Genomic DNA, 15,829 nt, shown 5'->3' with positions numbered 1-15,829 from the left:
ATGGGAAAGATATTTATATTCGACCATGCTAAATGCAATGGTTGCAGAAATTGCCAGATTGCCTGCAAAGACGAGCATGTAGACAACGACTGGTCGCCTTATGCAAAGCCACAACCTGATACGGGTCAGTTTTGGACAAGAATTAACGAGACTGTCTGTGGTCAGGTTCCTAAAGTTAAGGTGTCTTACACGCTAGAGACATGCATGCATTGCGACAACGCCCCTTGCATTGCGGCTGCACCAGATGCCGTATATAAGCGCGAAGATGGTCTAGTGATTATTGATCCAGAAAAGTCAAAGGGTAAGGCAGAAATTGTAGACAGCTGTCCTTACGGCGCTATCTTCTGGAATGAAGAGCTTGATATTCCTCAGAAATGTAGCGGATGCGCACATCTTGTAGATGCTGGCGAAATTCCACACTGTGTGGATGTATGCCCGCATGAGGCAATTCGTTTTGGCGATGAAGAAGATTTCGCTGACGAAATTCTTGCTAGTACATTGTTGTATCCAGAAAGAGAAGACGACAAACCAAGGGTTTACTATCTCAACCTTCCCAAGCGCTTCCTTGCCGGTGTTGTTGTTGACCCAGAAGCCGATGAAGTAATTATCGGCGCAAAGGTGACAGCAGAAAACGTAGACACCAACGAAGTCTTTGTTCAAAAGACAGACGACTTTGGCGATTTCTGGTTTACGCAAGTTGAGAAATCGAACTGGCGCGTTTATGTAGAAAGCGAAGGTTATCTTACGCGCGTAATAGAAGCCAGCACTGTTGAAGAAGACAGGAATGTTGGACCTGTATTTCTATACAAGTCTGACCTAGCTCAGTAATTAACAAACCCAATTTTGAACTGTCACTTCTTAAGTTTTCTCGAAGTGACAGTTCATACCAAATCTCACATCTAAGGAGGAGAGATGAGTTCAGAGACATTACAAAAAACGTTCTCTGTTAAAGGCGTGGTTGGTATAGTTTTATCAATTATTGTGCTGCTTATTGCAGGTTTTGTTCCCCCTACCGAGGCACTTTCACACCAAGGCGCACTAGGGCTGGGCATTATGGCGACAGCCGTTATATTGTGGATTTGCGAAACATTCCCCGCCGGCGTTACGGGTATATTGGTGCTCGTATTGGCTTCACTTCTTGGTGTAGTCCCCTTAAAAGAAGTATTTTCCGGATTCGGAATGACAACCATCTTCTTCGTTATTGGTGTTTTTAGTCTGACTATCCTAATGATGAAGACAAGTCTAGGACAGCACCTCACCAGAAAACTAATTGAGTGGGCTGGCTCTAACTCTAACAAACTTGTTTTAGCTTTTATGATTGGATCAGCTGTTATCTCAACAGTAATGACCGATACAGGCGCTGTTGTTATAACTATGGGTCTTGCCCTTCCGCTTCTTAAGGCGCTTGGACATGAGCCCGGAAAATCTAATCTCGGAAAATGCCTTATGCTAGGTGTGGCTTTCGCAGCCATTATGGGCGGCTTTTGCACTCCAGCTGGGCACTCTATGAATGTTTTATCAATGGGCATGCTGCAAGCATATAACGGAATGAGCATAGGCTTTTTGCAGTGGATGGCTATCGGTATTCCATTCGCGATTATCCTTATCCCTATCTGCTGGTTCTTCCTTACACGGATTCTTAAACCTGAGCAGATGACCGATAGCGATATTGAAGCAGTATTGGCAAGCACGAGCGATTTGGGCAAATTTAGTACAATGGACAAAAAAGCATTAGTTATGCTTATCGGCATTCCTGTGCTTTGGATTCTTGGTAATTGGATTCCCGTGCTAGACACCACCACTGTTGCTGTAATCGGTCTTGCTGTTATGTTCCTTCCGGGCGTAAACCTACTTACCTGGGAAGATGTTCAGAAAGGCGTTCCGTGGAATATAGTGCTTATGCTTGGTGGAATTTTATGCTTGGGCAACATTCTTGGAGCCACCGGTGGCGCGAAGTTTATCGCTGATCTCTTCTTGTCGAGTGGCGTTCTTGCCATGGATCCGCTGGTTGCGCTTTACATCATTGCAGTTGTGGTTTACCTGCTTCACACTTTCCTTCCAGTGGCACCTGCTATTTTGACGATATTCCTACCGCCACTGTTCGCATTTGCCACAGCGGCTGGAATTTCCCCAGCTATTCCGATGCTTATTGTAGTAGCAATTGTATCCGGCAACTTCATCTTGCCGCTTAACCCAACAATTACTGTTGCATATGCAGAAGGCTACTTCACATTTGGCGATACAGCACGCGCAGGAATAATCCCCGCTATTCTTTTCGTAGTAATTATTGTTCCTCTTGTTTACTTCATCGGAGGCGCTATATTACCTGTATAGAACCATATTGCAACGCATAACAATCAAGCAGGCTGAAGCATTTGCTTTGGTCTGCTTGATTTTTGCAGGGTTATTTTTGATGCTGGCTGCGATGGATCATCTGAAAAGCAATAACGCACACCACAGCAGCTATAACAGCAATAGCAGAAACAATTAAAACAGTAACAGGTAGTCCATCTCCTGTCTGCGACAAGGTTTGCGCTTCAACTAAACCGGTTTTGTAGGCATCAATCATACCTTGCGCTTGGTCTTTATTTACCGGATGAGCAAGCATTTCATCAGTTATTTCCAATTCTCCTCGGTCAATATCCGATCCGATGAAGTCGTCGCCGGGAAGCAAGTTTTCTATCTCGTCTTTATTAAATTCCTGATCTGGAAGACCCGGAGAAGGCGGATTCGGTGAATCATCAGGAACAACTACATTGTCTGGAATTTCTACATTATCGGGAAGATATTCAGATTCTGGAGTATAAAGCACGTTTATCACGTTATTGTCAGGATCTGTTCCCAGTCTAATTTGCGCCGGGTACGTGTCTATAACATAGGCACCGTCTATCATATATTCATAAGCATCACCATCAATAAGCGCGTCAAAACGCTGCCCAGTAAATGTTTCAGAACCTATTTTGTAAAACTTGACATTTCCAGATGCCAGCGCACCTGCCCAAGTGTCCGCGCTAAGGTCTGCCCCCGTCATCAAATAGTAGTTAACTGTGTATTCGCTATTCCATAGTTTTACATAGATAAGGTCCATAACGTTTTCTTCGGGATTAGAAGTTATTGTCAAATTCAGCGGCCACCCATCAAAGAAGAAATGTCCCGGTATATCAACCACATAATCCCATGCATGCAAAACGTCTCCCACTTTAAGATTTTCTACAACATACTTCCCAAGTATTCGCCTACCGTTTTCATCCAAAATTGCATCTGGGTCTTCATATGTTGCATTTTCTAAATAATTTATAGTTGCACTCGTAGTGGCTTCTTGTTCTGCTTGCGGATTCTGTATATCTTCTGCCGAAGCAGATCTAGGTTCTGCGGTCATTAACAAAAAGACAAACACAACAACAGTCGCTGCCAGAGAAAGCAGCAATGCAAAATAAACGTTCTTTAATGCAGGTTTTTGCCCGCGAGACTCTTGCCAACCCATGATAATCAGCCTTCCAATCATCCTAGACTGAATAGAATCACATTACTTGGCGCAAATCGTAGCAACTCCATCTGTGCTTGCGCATGGTGGGCAAAAACTGTGAAACTATCATCTCCAGAATGTTGTCAAACTGTTTGCTCAGGTTATCCACGCGACAGGTTCACCGTCAGTTCCAGCTCACCTAAATCAACAACAACGGTGCAACAACAAGTAACCGATAAATCATCAAAACCAGACTCTACTCTAAGAGTAATCTGGCCCGCGTCCTGATTTGCTTCTCAATCATAGCCAACCGCATCTTCGGAAAACCTTTCACCGGCTTGCGAGTAAAACTGAAGTCGAGTGCCTTTCGGACCTTAGAGCGAGTCTTTCTTGTCATGATACTTCTGGCAACGTCGAAAAAGTCATCATACAAGCACGGCTTCTGCGATTCGGCATAAACCGACAAAGAATTGTCGCTCCTCCAATCATCTCCGTACGCTTGATAAAAAAGCGAATTACCATGATCGAAAAGCGGAGCAGGGGCACATATCTCGTTTGAGAAACTCTCCACCAAAACCCCGAAGTTGTTCAAATGCCTATCGGTATTGCAGATCAGCGCATCGAACGCCAGCATATCGGATAAAGCTTCCCGAAATTCCTCACCCATCAACTCGTACTCCGATACCACTGCCCACCATCCGTTGTTCTTCACGATGTCGCCGATAGACACAAATGAGCGTTCCTTACTGGTGAACAATTCACATGCAGAGCAAAGAATACCTTTCCATCTATGGATCCCATAATCTACCGAGTCAATCCCAAGCGTCTTGGCAACATCCGCCGCATAATACTCCGAGTAAGGCTCAAATCCTGAATTAGCAAATCCCGTAGTCCCGCCCTTGTAAAGATGAATCTTCCCATCTATGCGTCTCCAACACTTCGGAAGCATCCCGTCCGTGGTGAATTCCGGAGATGACAAAAAACCGGTACGTTGCGAACTTCCATATCCCGTAAAAGCAATCTGAGCAAGAAGCCTACTAATCCTATTGTCGTAAAGATTCACCTTCTCAAACACAGAATTGTCCTTATCTTCAACCACCCAATAGCAGTCATTTAGAGAAAGGCCCTTACTGAGTGACAATATGCCAAGAGGCCGATTAGCGCTCAACCCATTTCGCGCTAGAAACGTATTAGCGAACGCCCTGTTTTTTGGAATGTTGCGCCGCTTGACCCAAGACTCGATTCCTTCAGAAGTGGCTTCAAATCCAAACGGGAAAAGCTGACGGCGACTCTCATCTATCCAAATCACCCGATAGTCAGCGTCTTTGGATTCACGGCTAGCAGAGAATTTTACCAAAGGCGTATCAAAATGCTTCAGAATATATATCTCAGATTCCGACACGTTGTCTATTCCTACTAAATCGTTGTGGGGCTTAATTTAAGTGCCAAAAACATTGACACTAGTTTCTCTAAGATGGCATTTTACTATGTTCTTGCGTCTGGAAAGTTCTGGGATGAATAGAATAACAAATCTTTATTTATGGAATATCTCTTGCGGTTTTGTCCTGCTCAACATATTATATGCATATAGTTTCTATACGCATATAGCATACCAACGACGACAGGAGAGCGTCATGCAAGGAACAACATTGTTCGAAACGCTGCATACCTCAGAAATGGTGCAGCAATACATGTGGGGCTTTACACCAGAAAACCCCCAGTTCGTAGGTATTTTGACCGCTGCGCTTATCGCATTTCTTATCGGATATGTCGAGCAATTCCTATCCATCATTATGATTAAACAGGAAAAGCACGGCTCTTTCCCTATGCCGCTTAATACTTTCTACCTTGCCCACGACTTCCTTACAGGCGTCATCTTTTTATATCTAGGTTTCATCAACAGCTGGTTCTGGATCTTTATGGTGTTAGGAATCGGCATGTTCATCTGGAACTTTACCGAAATCTACGACATGTACGACTATGTGAAGAACAACCGCGAAGAAACTTTCAGAGGCATGTTTTTCGGAGAACTCACAACCAAGAAATGCATCATAGAACTCGTTTGCGAGACACTTGCATTTGGTGTATTCATTCTATTGATGATTGTCCTTATGGATGACCCGGTATTCCTAAAGTGGTTCATGATTACGAACATACTAATCGCAGTATGCACTGGTTACTACTGGACAAAAAACAAGACTTGCCGTGGCGCTTCAAAGATCTTGGCTATCGTTATTCTAATAGGCACCATCAACACTTTCCTGCCCACAGGTCTTGGTTGGTGGACCAGCATTTGCCCCAGCACATTCGACACACCGCTGTTCTATCTGATGGGCGCCGTTAGCGTTTGCTTCGCCATTAAAAATGTGTGGATTGTCTTCAAGAAGCTTCCCGCTAAACCCAAATATCTAGATGGTAAAAAGACTGTTCTATAAGAATTTGCAAACACACAACTTTTTGGAAGACACTTTCCGAAGTGTGTCTCCAAGAACCAACCGCACCCATAGCATTAGCTGAATCGTGGGTGCGGTTTTTGTTTTGGCTATATGTAGGCTAGATCGAGTACGCGACGAATACGATATGCGATAATAAGCGCGAAGGAAGGATACGGTGAGACACAATGACGAAAAAGGACGCCGATCTTACTATCGCCGATATACAAGGAGTTGACAAAAAAGACATCATCAGACGAGCGGCTTTTAAGCTACTGATGAATAAGGGATTTAGTAAGACTAGCTATTCAGACATCGCCGAGACAAGCGGCTGTACGCGTGCGCTTGTGCAGTATTACTTCCCGAAAAAAGAAGAGCTACTAAACGACTTCATGGCGCGCCTGCTCATTTTGTCAGATAAGCATTTGGTGAATCGGGGTCTTAAAACCGACTCATGTTTCATTGACTTCTACATAACGGGCTACATGCATTTTTTCTTCCTGCTTGAAAATGACACAATGCTTCCCCTAACGAGCGATATTATCGATCGTCGCACCCATTCCCAAACCGCACTGTCTCTAATGGTGGATTGGATGAATCACTACGAGGAGCTGGCATGCAAAGATACAGAAGACATAACCGCCGCTATTTTTATGACCGTCGGTGGAGCATACGAGTACATCGCTTACCAACTTGACTTGGGCAAAAATGTCGATATCCCGCTGCTTTTAGAACGCACTATCGGATCGTTTATCCACCTGCTTGGATTCAACGAGGACGACTTCATGGCACGCCACGCCCTGCATCTTCTCAGCGAAGACGATATCCGCACCATCAATGCTTGCCTTCTGCAAGAAATGGCATCATAGAATTGACATTCGCGGAATCATTGAATACTGCTGCGCTCTGTCCTAGAATGTAGCCACTGTAAAACCAAATCCTTTAAGGGGTTGTCTTTTTGGTCATTGTTCTGTAGAGAACGCTTAACCGAATAGGTGTTTCAAACGAGAGCCGTCAGGCTTTGTGGTTGGTGTTCGCACAATTCGACTTCATCCGTCCTACACTACAGAAAGAGACAACAATGAACCAATTTCCTAAATCAGAAACTTTCCCTTTAAATACTGTCCAATCTAAGATTATGGGTCCCAATCCTCTGAAGCTTTGCGAGGAACTTCTCCAAGAACATGAAATTCCGAAAGATGCCGTGGTGTTAGATTTAGGGTCAGGAACCGGCATTACCTCATGCATGTTAGCCCGCGAATATGGGTTTATCACCTACGCCGTAGACCTGTGGAGCGACCCCGGTGAAAACATGCGCTTCTTCGAAGAAATGGGGTTATCCAACCGGCAAATCTGCCCCATCAAAGCCGATGCCACACAGGGACTACCCTTCGCCACAGAGTTTTTTGACGCAGTTATAAGCATAGACTCTTACAACTACTTTGGACGCGATTCCGCGTACCTTGGCGAGAAGCTGCTCCCGCACGTTAAGCACGACGGGCTGCTGTACTTCGCCATTCCCGGCATGGTGAAAGATTGCCACGACAACCTGCCTTGCGAGCTGCTACTTAGTTGGACACCTGAACAACTAGAGTACATGCACGACATGGATTGGTGGCGCACCATGATCGAGCCCACTTGTGGCGTACATATCGAAAGCATAAGTTCTCTGAGCTGCCATGACGAGGCATGGGCAGACTGGCTTACTTGCGAAAACGAGTATGCCGCCGGCGACCGCGCCTCAATGGAAGCTGGAGCTGGAAAGCTGCTGAACAGCATCGGTATCGTATTAAGAAAGCTATAGAAGAAATCAGGCAGCTGGCGCACCTGTCGCCAGCTGTCGTCTTCACCTAACACAGCATATTTCTAGCCAATACGTTAATTTGCGCAAAGCCGTTAAGCACCCCAGCCCAGCAGCAATGGTTATTCGTTGCGCAATGCAGGAGAAAGAAAACACCCATCCGATGTGAAGCGTTTGCGATAGGCAGTAAAGCAAATTGCAACGATAGCCAAAGTTGTGGCAGCAGAAACCATCAGCAAAACGACTATTTGATACTTTGCTGCAATCATAGGATCGGCACCAGCAAGCACCTGCCCGGACATCATGCCGGGAATTTGAACAATGCCTGAAGCCGACATGGTAGCAAGAGCAGGAGTAAGACCAGACGCTATCGCCGCCCGAATCGAAGGGAACGCCGCCTCCCTTCGTGTGGAACCGAGCGCCAGATACGCCATAATCTCGTCAGATCGCGCGTCCATATCCGAGAAGAGCCTGTCAATCGCCACAGCAGTCGCGCTCAAAGTGTTGCCGAGCACCATGCCTGATATCGGCACAAGCACGCGCGCATCATACCAAGGCGAAGCATGAACAATAGCCTCAACAACTATGAATGCCACAATCATTGATGATAAGAAGATAGAGCCGAACACTTCGGGCCAAATATTAAGCGCCTTACCCTTTATGCGCCCCAAGGCAATCTGCGTAGCAGCAAGTGACATTCCTATAAGCACAAGGCAGACGAGCCACCACGACTGGTATTTAAACAGGTAGACAAGAAGCAGCCCCATTGCCAACAGTTGCAAGAAACAGCGAACAGTCGCTATAACGATAGCCTTAGTCTGCCTAAGCCTGAGTGCCCACGCAACAACAGCTGCCACAAGCATAAATGCCGCAGCTCCAAAAAGTTCCGGATATCCTATATCAATAACGCCTGCGTCCATTCTATATCCTTGCTTCCGCGCATTCGAGCTGAAAGATCTTGCCATTTTCCAGCCTAAACATTTTGTCTGCCACACCATCAGGAGGTCTATGGCGAATACGCAAGCAAGCCGTATTGTTACCAATAAGCTTGCGCGTAAGATTGGAAACCGATCTTGCCGAATCGTTATCAAGCGCGGCTTCCACTTCGTCAAGCAAAAAGACATCCGGCTTGGTTGCAAAAGCGCGAAGAAGTGCGACCCTAGCAAGCTCGCCGCCTGATAGCTGAGCAGCATCTCGGTCAAGACTGACATCGCCAAGGGATGCTTCATCCATAAGCAAACAGAGAGTCTTGTCGTTTGGTGGATTATCGTTTCGGCGGACTCGAAAACTCCATGGCAACAAGAGGTTGTCGCGCACAGTGCCAGCAATGACAGTGGGTTTCTGCGGCACGTAGCAGATGTGCCTTCGCCATTCTTCTGCCGAAAACGAACTCGAATCGACCCCTTTTAGCGCAAGGGTGCCGCTAGCTTCGGGAAGAAGACGCGCGCAAGCACAGAGCAGACTCGACTTACCAGATCCCGAAGGACCCACAAGATCTACAATCTGCCCCTCTAAAAGTTCGAAACTAATATCGTCAAAAGGCTTAAATGAAATGCCGTTTCGCCTATAGGATACCGTTAGCCCTCTTGCCTCGAAAAGCGCCACTTGAGCCTACCTCTACACGTACCTTATATGTCATATGTCGGGATGGTTGGGGGTTATGCGCTTTCCCCGTCTTTTTGTGCGCAAAATAATAGTAAACGACATTCAACAGCGCAACAAGCGCGTATTGCCAACACATCGCCCGACAACCCATCAATTCCACGATGACCCCGATTTCTGTAAACAAAAATGCCACATAGCGTATATGTGGTTGTCTTTATGTCATACTTTTACACAAGGGATAGAAAGGTGGGCGACGCGAGAAGAGGCTACATGCGGGCAAAGAGAAAATGGCTGAAGGTGTTGGGAATCGCATGTACAGCGGTCGTAATTGTTGTGGCTGTGGCGGCACTCGCTATCGATGCTCACGTGCGCACTTCCACAGAAAGTCGCATCATCTCATCTAACGAGGCCGCACGTATGGACAATATCGATTGCGTATTGGTGCTCGGCTGTGGTGTCAATGCTGACGGTTCTCCCAGCGATATGCTCGCCGATCGGCTGAAACAGGGAATTTCCCTTTATGGACACAATGTAGCGCCAAAAATACTGATGAGCGGCGACCACGGAAGCCAAGACTACAACGAAGTGGGCACCATGAAAGCAATTGCCATTAATGCAGGCATTCCCTCCAAGGATGTTTTTATGGATCATGCAGGCTTTTCCACTTACGAGAGCATGTATAGAGCGCGCGATATTTTCCAAGCGAAGCGCATAATTGTGGTATCGCAAAGCTACCATCTTTTCCGTGCGTTGTATGTTGCAGAGAAGCTAGGGCTCGATGCGTATGGCGTGGCATCCGATTTGCGCCCTTATGCGGGTCAGATGATGCGCGATGTCCGTGAAGTGCTCGCCCGAAACAAGGATTTCGTCACCGCTATTGTGCGTCCTGCACCTACTTTCCAAGGCAGCAGCATCCCACTTACAGGCAGCGGCGACGAAACGAACGACTAGCGCCCGATGCGTATGCAACTAAGACGCTTGCCCGATCTGATAATTCTCAACTGCTTCAATAAGAAAAGCTGTTGCCCCTTCGCCGGCGGCGTTGTCGTAATATTCAACAAAGCGTGGGTCATTCGCATAACTGCGAACGAGTCCTAAATATGCATCTTTCTCATACCCCTTGCCCCAGTGGATGCTAATCCACCTCTCGTGCATGCGGGCGAGTTCTTGCGCTTCTTCGCCAGTGGGATTGCCGATAGTCTTCGCTATTCTAAGCTGCACTTTGATTGCCTCTTCAAGTAGTTCTTTTGCATCCCATTCATCCTTTGTCAGATTCATCATACGTTCGTTAGTAGCATCAATTGCCGCATCACCATAGAGCTGGCGCGCCTCTTTACCATAGGTTGCCTCAAAATCCTCAAGCCCCTGCTTCTTCAATTCTTCAAATGCGTCTTTCGGTTCCATGCCTTCTATCCTTTCCAAGAGAAAGAGTGCCGATTCTGTTCGAGAAACAGCTTCTTCCATTGCCACTGTTTGCTTGCGTAAGCTTCCAAGATGACCATATAAAGCAGCGCGAAGATTACAGTTTGGGTCGCAAAGAATCCGACGTATGGTGCCAAGTTGCATTCCGCAGGCTTTCATAGCCAAAACCTGTGTAAGGCGTTTGGCATCTTTTTCGAAATACTGCCGATAACCGGATTCCGTCCTTGTTGGTTGCAGAAGCCCTTGGCTTTCGTAATGACGCAGAGCGCGTGCACTCACTCCGGACATGTTTGCCATCTCCCCGATGCTCCAACTTCTACCTTGGTCTTCGCTTGCCATTCTGATCGCCTCCTTGAGGCAATTGTGAACCTTAACGCAGCGTAAAGGTCAAGCAGCATGCGCGAAACAGCGCGTCAACAGGATAAGTAATCTTTAAAAGTAATCTTCAAAATTACCGTCGAAAACTACGTCGGTGCCGGGTATCACGGAAGTCCGCTCGTCTGCGGGCGCGTGCAGCACCATAAGCAAACCGCGACATAACACACCAAGTCTCTCGGCAACCTCTTCGTCGGTGAATTTAACTACCTCACTCGCACACATCGCGGCGATTCCGTGCACGTAAATCAACATATTCTCGTAAAGCCACATAGCTTGATCGCGATCGATATGGAAGGTGTTCATCACAGCACCGAGAACGTCCTCAAGATGTCCTGCATGCTCTAGAAATTCATTGATGCTTGCCTGCTCCGATTTGCGCATTAAAAGCAAGCGGAAAAGGCTCGGCTCCTCTACGGCGAAGCGAACGCATGCCATCCCAAACCCCTTGAACGCCGGCGTAAGCGCAAGCCCTTGCGCAACCCGTTCGTCGTATATCTGCCATGCCGCATCCGTTGCCGCAGTTCGAAGGTCCTCTACCGTGTCGAAATAGGTGAATATCGGGCGCGTGGACGTGCCTAGCTGCTTAGCCATAGCTTGCGCAGTAATAGCCTCAACGCCTTCGTCGCGGATAATATCGAGGGCGGTTTCAACTATCTGCTCTTTCGTGAACTTCGCCTTCGGTGGCATGCGAGCCTCCTTCCAACAAATGCTTGCATGTTGCGCTACGCTTATTATAGGCAGAGTTAGAGTGCCTCGAACCGCTTGCAGCCGCCCGACCTGAGCCAGAGGCGAATACCTAAGCATGCCAAGATAGCCAGCACAGCTGCAATAACGAGATAAAGCACAACCCCAATGTGCCACCCCTGCCAAAGCCAAATCACAGCGAAAGCGAATCCGCAAACCCAGCCTGCAATTATGGTTAGAATAACAGCCATGCTCCGCTTGACAGGTGCTGTCTCGTCTGTCCACTTGAGATTAGGCCAAAGAAGTCCCAGAGTAAGCCCTAAATGTGCGAGAAGTAGCATGAACAGCTGCGGAACAAGCAACACCAGCAGCGACTCTACCAACGAAACGCGCAGCACCAAAATCGCGCACAGGCTGCAAAAGAATAGCGGCAGTGCCGTAAGGACTATCTGAAGATGAAGCTTCGACTGTAAGATTTGCCATGTCGAAACCGGCAGAGAACGTACAAGCCATAGATTTCTGCCCTCAAGAGACACCGAGGGAGAAGCTGCATCGTTCATAACCACGAGCATGCAGGCAACCGCGCAAAGCAAAATAGATGCGGTGCCGGGCATTCCTGCAAATATCTCGCCAAACAATTCTACGTACTCTTCCCCTTTCCAAAGCAGAAGCACTCCAAAAAGAGGAAGCAACACCGTTCCTAGACCGCAGTTGAGCATGTAGTTGACACTAGAAGTAAAACGTTGCAGCTCTTTTTTCAGAAGGGCGTGCGCGGGGCTCTTCTGTCGTATGGTCTTTTCGCGATATGTCGCCTTGTCCTGCGCGCCGCTTGCCGTAGCCGTATGCAAAAACGTGCGCGACAGAACGAGCCATACCACAGCGAAAACGGCTCCGACGACCGCCGTCATAATAAGCAGCGAAAACCAGTCACCTTCCGCAGCCCGACCAAAGTTGTACAGCACCGCCGCCGACTCCTGCACTTGCGCGCCGTATAAGGCGGCGTTGACAGCCAAGTCGTTTATCGCCGCATAGATCTGGCTGCAGAACACCCAATACGCAGCAAGAAGGAGTATCGCGGCGATCGCAGCCACAAGACCCTTGTCCTTCAGCTTTAGACTGATGCGCGCTACCACCCAGCCCAACGCGCAGGACAGCACCAGCACAATAGCCGACACGAGGAAGGTCCAGAGCAGACCGGCACACACGACGGAAACGCCGCATGGGACCGTCACCCAGTACACTATCAGCGCAGGCGCACACACAATAGCCACATACATCAGCCCGAGTAGATAGACGTTTAGCAAGCGCGCCGCAAGGATGGAGTTAAGCGGCACGGGCATAGAGAACAGCAAGTCGTTGTCCTTCGCAAGGTAAAGACCGGCGTAGCCGTTGAATATGCTGCCAAACGCCCCCAGAAGAATGGCAACCATCCCCATAACGACGAAGTACATCCATCCCATGCCGGCATCTGCGAACGGCTGGCAGAGGAAGAGAGCTAGCGCTGTAAAGATGCCCCCGAGAAGACCAATCATCAGCAGGGCGAACAGCAGAAACCTTACAGCTGTAGAAAGCCGAGAGCGTGCTTTGTTTTCTTTCGCATCGTAAAAGTACCCGCGCCACACCTCAGCCGTTTGTTTCTTGAGCAATATGCCAATCATTGCTGCCCCTCCAGCTCTAGGAAGGCATCCTCTAAAGAGTCGTCGCCCTTGACCTCTTCCACGGTGCCAAAGCGTACAAGCCTCCCCTGTTTGATGACGGCTACCTTGTCACAGAGCCTCTCAGCCACTTCCAGCACATGAGTGGAGAAAAATATCGCGCCGCCGCTGGCGCATACCTCGCGCATCATGTCCTTGAGATGACGAGACGCTTTCGGGTCGAGTCCCACAAAAGGCTCATCCATCACGATGAGCCTTGGATTGTGTAGCCATGCCGATACGATAGCAAGCTTCTGTCTCATGCCATGAGAGTAAGAAGCTATGGGCGAAGCCAAGTCGGCGGTTAGTTCAAACCGATCCGCATAGTCGCGTATGCGCGCCTGCCGCTGCGTCGCACTTACCTCAAAGATGTCAGCAATGAAATTCAGATATTTGATTCCCGTCATAAATTCGTAGAGATCGGGGTTGTCGGGAATGTAGGCAAGCATTTGCTTGCAGGCGATTGGATCAGCTTTGATAGATATGCCATCGATATAAATCTCGCCGCTGTCGAACTGTTGGATGCCAACCACCGAACGCAGAGTCGTCGTCTTCCCCGCACCGTTATGACCGATGAACCCGTAGATTTCTCCCGGCTTGATGTGCAGATTCAAATTGTCTACAGCGACTTTTTCGCCGAAGATCTTTGTTAGATGTTCAATTCTCAGCATAATGCCGCCTCCATTGACCAAGATTGAAACGCAAAAGTAAGAGTAATAATTGTTGCATAACAATCATTGCATAACGTAATGACAACGTCAACTGATTATCGAAATCCGCATAGAGCAACAGATTGCTTACACCATATCGTGTCGAAAATGCGATCATTAACACCGCCCAATCCGGACACAATAACAATAGAGTTCTCCGCCCTTCGGGCATCTTGAAGTAATATTCCACTGGCTGATTACTATGTTCGTCGCAACGCATTGTTTCCAGCAGGATCCAAATCTATAATGCCATCTAAAGTACCAAAAGACGGGAATAACGACATAAACAGAGTAGCCAAATCAAGGAGTGTTTTCTATGGCAAAGAACATCTTGGTAGTACATGCCAGTCCGCGCAAAGGTGGAAACTCAAGCATGCTCGCAGATGAATTCATCAAGGGTGCCGAAGCGGCCGGCAACAACGTGACACGCATCGATGTTGGACATGCAAAAATCGGTGGCTGCATGGCGTGCGAATATTGCTTCAGCCACGATGGTGCCTGCGTACAGCAAGACGAAATGCAGCAGTTCTATCCATTGCTACGCGAAGCCGACGTACTCGTATTCGCCACGCCCATGTACTACTACAACTTCCCCTCGCAACTACGCGCTTTTCAGGACCGCATGTTCTGCGGTATTGCCAAGCCGTTCGGCATCCCGCAAATCGGACTTCTTTTATGCTTTGAAGACAAGGATGCTTCCACGTGTGAGCCGCTAGTAAACAGCTATAAGGTGTGCGCAGACTATTGCAAGCAAGAAAGTATCGGTGAGGTAATTGTGAACGGTGTGTACGAAAAGGGTGCCATCGCTGGCAATGCTGGTCTGCAGCAAGCTTACAATTTAGGTGCAAGCATTTCATAACACAGACAGCAGCTAACAGTGAGTGTTGTTATCCCTGTTTCTTGTCACCCGATCGACTCATTCGACTGCCTGTATCTGAGCGGAGACAAATTTCTCGCATAAGAAAACCAGATCATTGATAGATAAGTCACCGTATTTGCCGGAAAGCCAATCAAGATAAGCATAGGTTACGGCTGATGCAATCATGCCCGCAGTCAGTTCTAATTCCGCGCCTTCATGCCTCTCACTTCGCACTAGCTGGTTGCGAAATAAAATAGCGAACGTTTTACGGAACTGTGTCCGATAGAGTTCAAACTTGCCATCTGAAGCCACCAACCGGTAGAATTCCATCTCGTCCTGCATGGCAGAAGTTGCTGCAATAAGCAACGTTCTCACTTCACTGCCGCCTTCGTTGACACCGCCATCAACTTGCATAGCGCTCATGATGCGCGCCGCGACATCATCGACAAACTCCCGCAAAATATCCGAAACTTCGTCATAGTGCGAGTAAAACGTCATACGATTCACACCCGCGCGATCCGTTAGCTCTTTAACGGCGATGTTTGTACTGCGCTTTTCAAGCGTAATATCAATAAATGCGCGCTGAAGCGAATTACGACTTCTAACGAAGCGTAAATCGCTAGACTGTCTATACATGTTGCCCCTACCCTAGCGAGAGCCGCCCACAAACATGGCTCCTGCTGTCACTAATCATCACAACCGCCAATACTGATTATTGTTCAGTCTAATAATCACTTGTAAATTAAAACAATAAATGCCAATTTTCACCATCGAAAGG

General features: G+C 47.8%; 16 protein-coding genes. 7 read left to right on the top strand and 9 right to left on the bottom strand.

Annotated features, from left to right (window positions below):
- Together G7Y37_RS04050 and G7Y37_RS04045 are read left to right on the top strand one after the other, a co-directional pair.
- The gene (locus tag G7Y37_RS04050; RefSeq protein ID WP_165062129.1) at positions 1-828 is read left to right on the top strand and encodes a 4Fe-4S dicluster domain-containing protein; all 828 of its coding nucleotides are present in this window, start codon (positions 1-3) and stop codon (positions 826-828) included.
- A gap of 84 nt (positions 829-912) precedes the next feature.
- Positions 913-2,334: a DASS family sodium-coupled anion symporter gene (locus tag G7Y37_RS04045; RefSeq protein WP_165062127.1), complete on the top strand. Its 1,422-nt coding sequence runs from the start codon at positions 913-915 to the stop codon at positions 2,332-2,334.
- Positions 2,335-2,404: 70 nt separating this feature from the next.
- Here the strand turns inward: G7Y37_RS04045 and G7Y37_RS04040 are convergent, their stop codons facing one another.
- Positions 2,405-3,484, bottom strand: coding sequence for a hypothetical protein (locus G7Y37_RS04040; protein WP_165062125.1), 1,080 nt, complete (start codon positions 3,482-3,484; stop codon positions 2,405-2,407).
- Positions 3,485-3,722: 238 nt separating this feature from the next.
- On the bottom strand, positions 3,723-4,868 hold the full coding sequence (locus tag G7Y37_RS04035) for an XRE family transcriptional regulator (RefSeq protein ID WP_165062124.1): 1,146 nt from the start codon (positions 4,866-4,868) through the stop codon (positions 3,723-3,725).
- Positions 4,869-5,100: 232 nt separating this feature from the next.
- Between G7Y37_RS04035 and G7Y37_RS04030 the strand changes: the two genes are divergently transcribed.
- From G7Y37_RS04030 to G7Y37_RS04020, 3 genes are all read left to right on the top strand, one after another.
- On the top strand, positions 5,101-5,901 hold the full coding sequence (locus tag G7Y37_RS04030; protein WP_165062123.1) for a hypothetical protein: 801 nt from the start codon (positions 5,101-5,103) through the stop codon (positions 5,899-5,901).
- 185 nt (positions 5,902-6,086) lie between these two features.
- On the top strand, positions 6,087-6,767 hold the full coding sequence (locus G7Y37_RS04025) for a TetR/AcrR family transcriptional regulator (protein ID WP_165062122.1): 681 nt from the start codon (positions 6,087-6,089) through the stop codon (positions 6,765-6,767).
- A 212-nt stretch (positions 6,768-6,979) separates the two neighbouring features.
- A complete protein-coding gene (locus G7Y37_RS04020) occupies positions 6,980-7,702 on the top strand; it encodes a cyclopropane-fatty-acyl-phospholipid synthase family protein (RefSeq protein ID WP_165062121.1) in 723 nt (240 codons plus the stop codon).
- Between the two features lie 119 nt (positions 7,703-7,821).
- Here the strand turns inward: G7Y37_RS04020 and fetB are convergent, their stop codons facing one another.
- Together fetB and G7Y37_RS04010 are read right to left on the bottom strand one after the other, a co-directional pair.
- Positions 7,822-8,619 carry an iron export ABC transporter permease subunit FetB gene (gene fetB / locus G7Y37_RS04015; protein WP_165062120.1) on the bottom strand — a complete coding sequence of 266 codons (798 nt, stop codon included), beginning with the start codon at positions 8,617-8,619 and terminating at the stop codon, positions 7,822-7,824.
- 1 nt (position 8,620) lies between these two features.
- Positions 8,621-9,304, bottom strand: a complete 684-nt coding sequence (locus tag G7Y37_RS04010) for an ATP-binding cassette domain-containing protein (protein WP_165062119.1) — start codon at positions 9,302-9,304, stop codon at positions 8,621-8,623.
- Between the two features lie 246 nt (positions 9,305-9,550).
- On the opposite strand from G7Y37_RS04010, the gene G7Y37_RS04005 reads away from it, so the two are divergent.
- Positions 9,551-10,255 carry a vancomycin high temperature exclusion protein gene (locus tag G7Y37_RS04005; RefSeq protein WP_206214089.1) on the top strand — a complete coding sequence of 235 codons (705 nt, stop codon included), beginning with the start codon at positions 9,551-9,553 and terminating at the stop codon, positions 10,253-10,255.
- Between the two features lie 18 nt (positions 10,256-10,273).
- Here G7Y37_RS04005 and G7Y37_RS04000 read toward each other — a convergent pair whose 3' ends face one another.
- The 4 genes from G7Y37_RS04000 to G7Y37_RS03985 all read right to left on the bottom strand — a co-directional run bounded on the left by G7Y37_RS04000 (position 10,274) and on the right by G7Y37_RS03985 (position 14,153).
- Positions 10,274-11,065 carry a MerR family transcriptional regulator gene (locus G7Y37_RS04000; protein ID WP_165062118.1) on the bottom strand — a complete coding sequence of 264 codons (792 nt, stop codon included), beginning with the start codon at positions 11,063-11,065 and terminating at the stop codon, positions 10,274-10,276.
- 93 nt (positions 11,066-11,158) lie between these two features.
- Complete coding sequence (locus G7Y37_RS03995; protein WP_165062117.1) at positions 11,159-11,791, bottom strand: TetR/AcrR family transcriptional regulator; 633 nt, start codon at positions 11,789-11,791, stop codon at positions 11,159-11,161.
- A 56-nt stretch (positions 11,792-11,847) separates the two neighbouring features.
- Positions 11,848-13,446: a hypothetical protein gene (locus G7Y37_RS03990; RefSeq protein ID WP_165062116.1), complete on the bottom strand. Its 1,599-nt coding sequence runs from the start codon at positions 13,444-13,446 to the stop codon at positions 11,848-11,850.
- Positions 13,443-14,153, bottom strand: a complete 711-nt coding sequence (locus G7Y37_RS03985) for an ABC transporter ATP-binding protein (RefSeq protein ID WP_165062115.1) — start codon at positions 14,151-14,153, stop codon at positions 13,443-13,445. The genes G7Y37_RS03990 and G7Y37_RS03985 overlap by 4 nt, the downstream gene beginning before the upstream one ends.
- Positions 14,154-14,508: 355 nt before the next feature.
- Here G7Y37_RS03985 and G7Y37_RS03980 point away from each other — a divergent pair, with 355 nt between their 5' ends.
- Entirely contained in the window at positions 14,509-15,051 is a 543-nt protein-coding gene (locus G7Y37_RS03980) for a flavodoxin family protein (RefSeq protein ID WP_165062113.1), read from the top strand.
- Positions 15,052-15,108: 57 nt separating this feature from the next.
- Here G7Y37_RS03980 and G7Y37_RS03975 read toward each other — a convergent pair whose 3' ends face one another.
- Positions 15,109-15,687 carry a TetR/AcrR family transcriptional regulator gene (locus G7Y37_RS03975; RefSeq protein ID WP_165062111.1) on the bottom strand — a complete coding sequence of 193 codons (579 nt, stop codon included), beginning with the start codon at positions 15,685-15,687 and terminating at the stop codon, positions 15,109-15,111.
- Between the last annotated feature and the right edge of the window lie 142 nt (positions 15,688-15,829).

The organism is Adlercreutzia sp. ZJ154 (genome assembly GCF_011039055.1).
Classification (GTDB): Bacteria; Actinomycetota; Coriobacteriia; order Coriobacteriales; family Eggerthellaceae; genus Adlercreutzia_A.
Note: the sequence above shows the minus strand (reverse complement) of the source record. Positions and strands in the feature narration are given on the sequence as shown.

What these genes read in the sequence shown, in the direction of transcription:
- G7Y37_RS04050 (WP_165062129.1), top strand. Translation starts at nt 1, where the DNA reads ATGGGAAAGATATTTATATTCGACCATGCTAAATGCAATGGTTGCAGA.
- G7Y37_RS04045 (WP_165062127.1), top strand. Translation starts at nt 913, where the DNA reads ATGAGTTCAGAGACATTACAAAAAACGTTCTCTGTTAAAGGCGTGGTT.
- G7Y37_RS04040 (WP_165062125.1), bottom strand. Translation starts at nt 3,484, where the DNA reads ATGGGTTGGCAAGAGTCTCGCGGGCAAAAACCTGCATTAAAGAACGTT.
- G7Y37_RS04030 (WP_165062123.1), top strand. Translation starts at nt 5,101, where the DNA reads ATGCAAGGAACAACATTGTTCGAAACGCTGCATACCTCAGAAATGGTG.
- G7Y37_RS04025 (WP_165062122.1), top strand. Translation starts at nt 6,087, where the DNA reads ATGACGAAAAAGGACGCCGATCTTACTATCGCCGATATACAAGGAGTT.
- G7Y37_RS04020 (WP_165062121.1), top strand. Translation starts at nt 6,980, where the DNA reads ATGAACCAATTTCCTAAATCAGAAACTTTCCCTTTAAATACTGTCCAA.
- fetB (WP_165062120.1), bottom strand. Translation starts at nt 8,619, where the DNA reads ATGGACGCAGGCGTTATTGATATAGGATATCCGGAACTTTTTGGAGCT.
- G7Y37_RS04000 (WP_165062118.1), bottom strand. Translation starts at nt 11,065, where the DNA reads ATGGCAAGCGAAGACCAAGGTAGAAGTTGGAGCATCGGGGAGATGGCA.
- G7Y37_RS03995 (WP_165062117.1), bottom strand. Translation starts at nt 11,791, where the DNA reads ATGCCACCGAAGGCGAAGTTCACGAAAGAGCAGATAGTTGAAACCGCC.
- G7Y37_RS03990 (WP_165062116.1), bottom strand. Translation starts at nt 13,446, where the DNA reads ATGATTGGCATATTGCTCAAGAAACAAACGGCTGAGGTGTGGCGCGGG.
- G7Y37_RS03985 (WP_165062115.1), bottom strand. Translation starts at nt 14,153, where the DNA reads ATGCTGAGAATTGAACATCTAACAAAGATCTTCGGCGAAAAAGTCGCT.
- G7Y37_RS03980 (WP_165062113.1), top strand. Translation starts at nt 14,509, where the DNA reads ATGGCAAAGAACATCTTGGTAGTACATGCCAGTCCGCGCAAAGGTGGA.
- G7Y37_RS03975 (WP_165062111.1), bottom strand. Translation starts at nt 15,687, where the DNA reads ATGTATAGACAGTCTAGCGATTTACGCTTCGTTAGAAGTCGTAATTCG.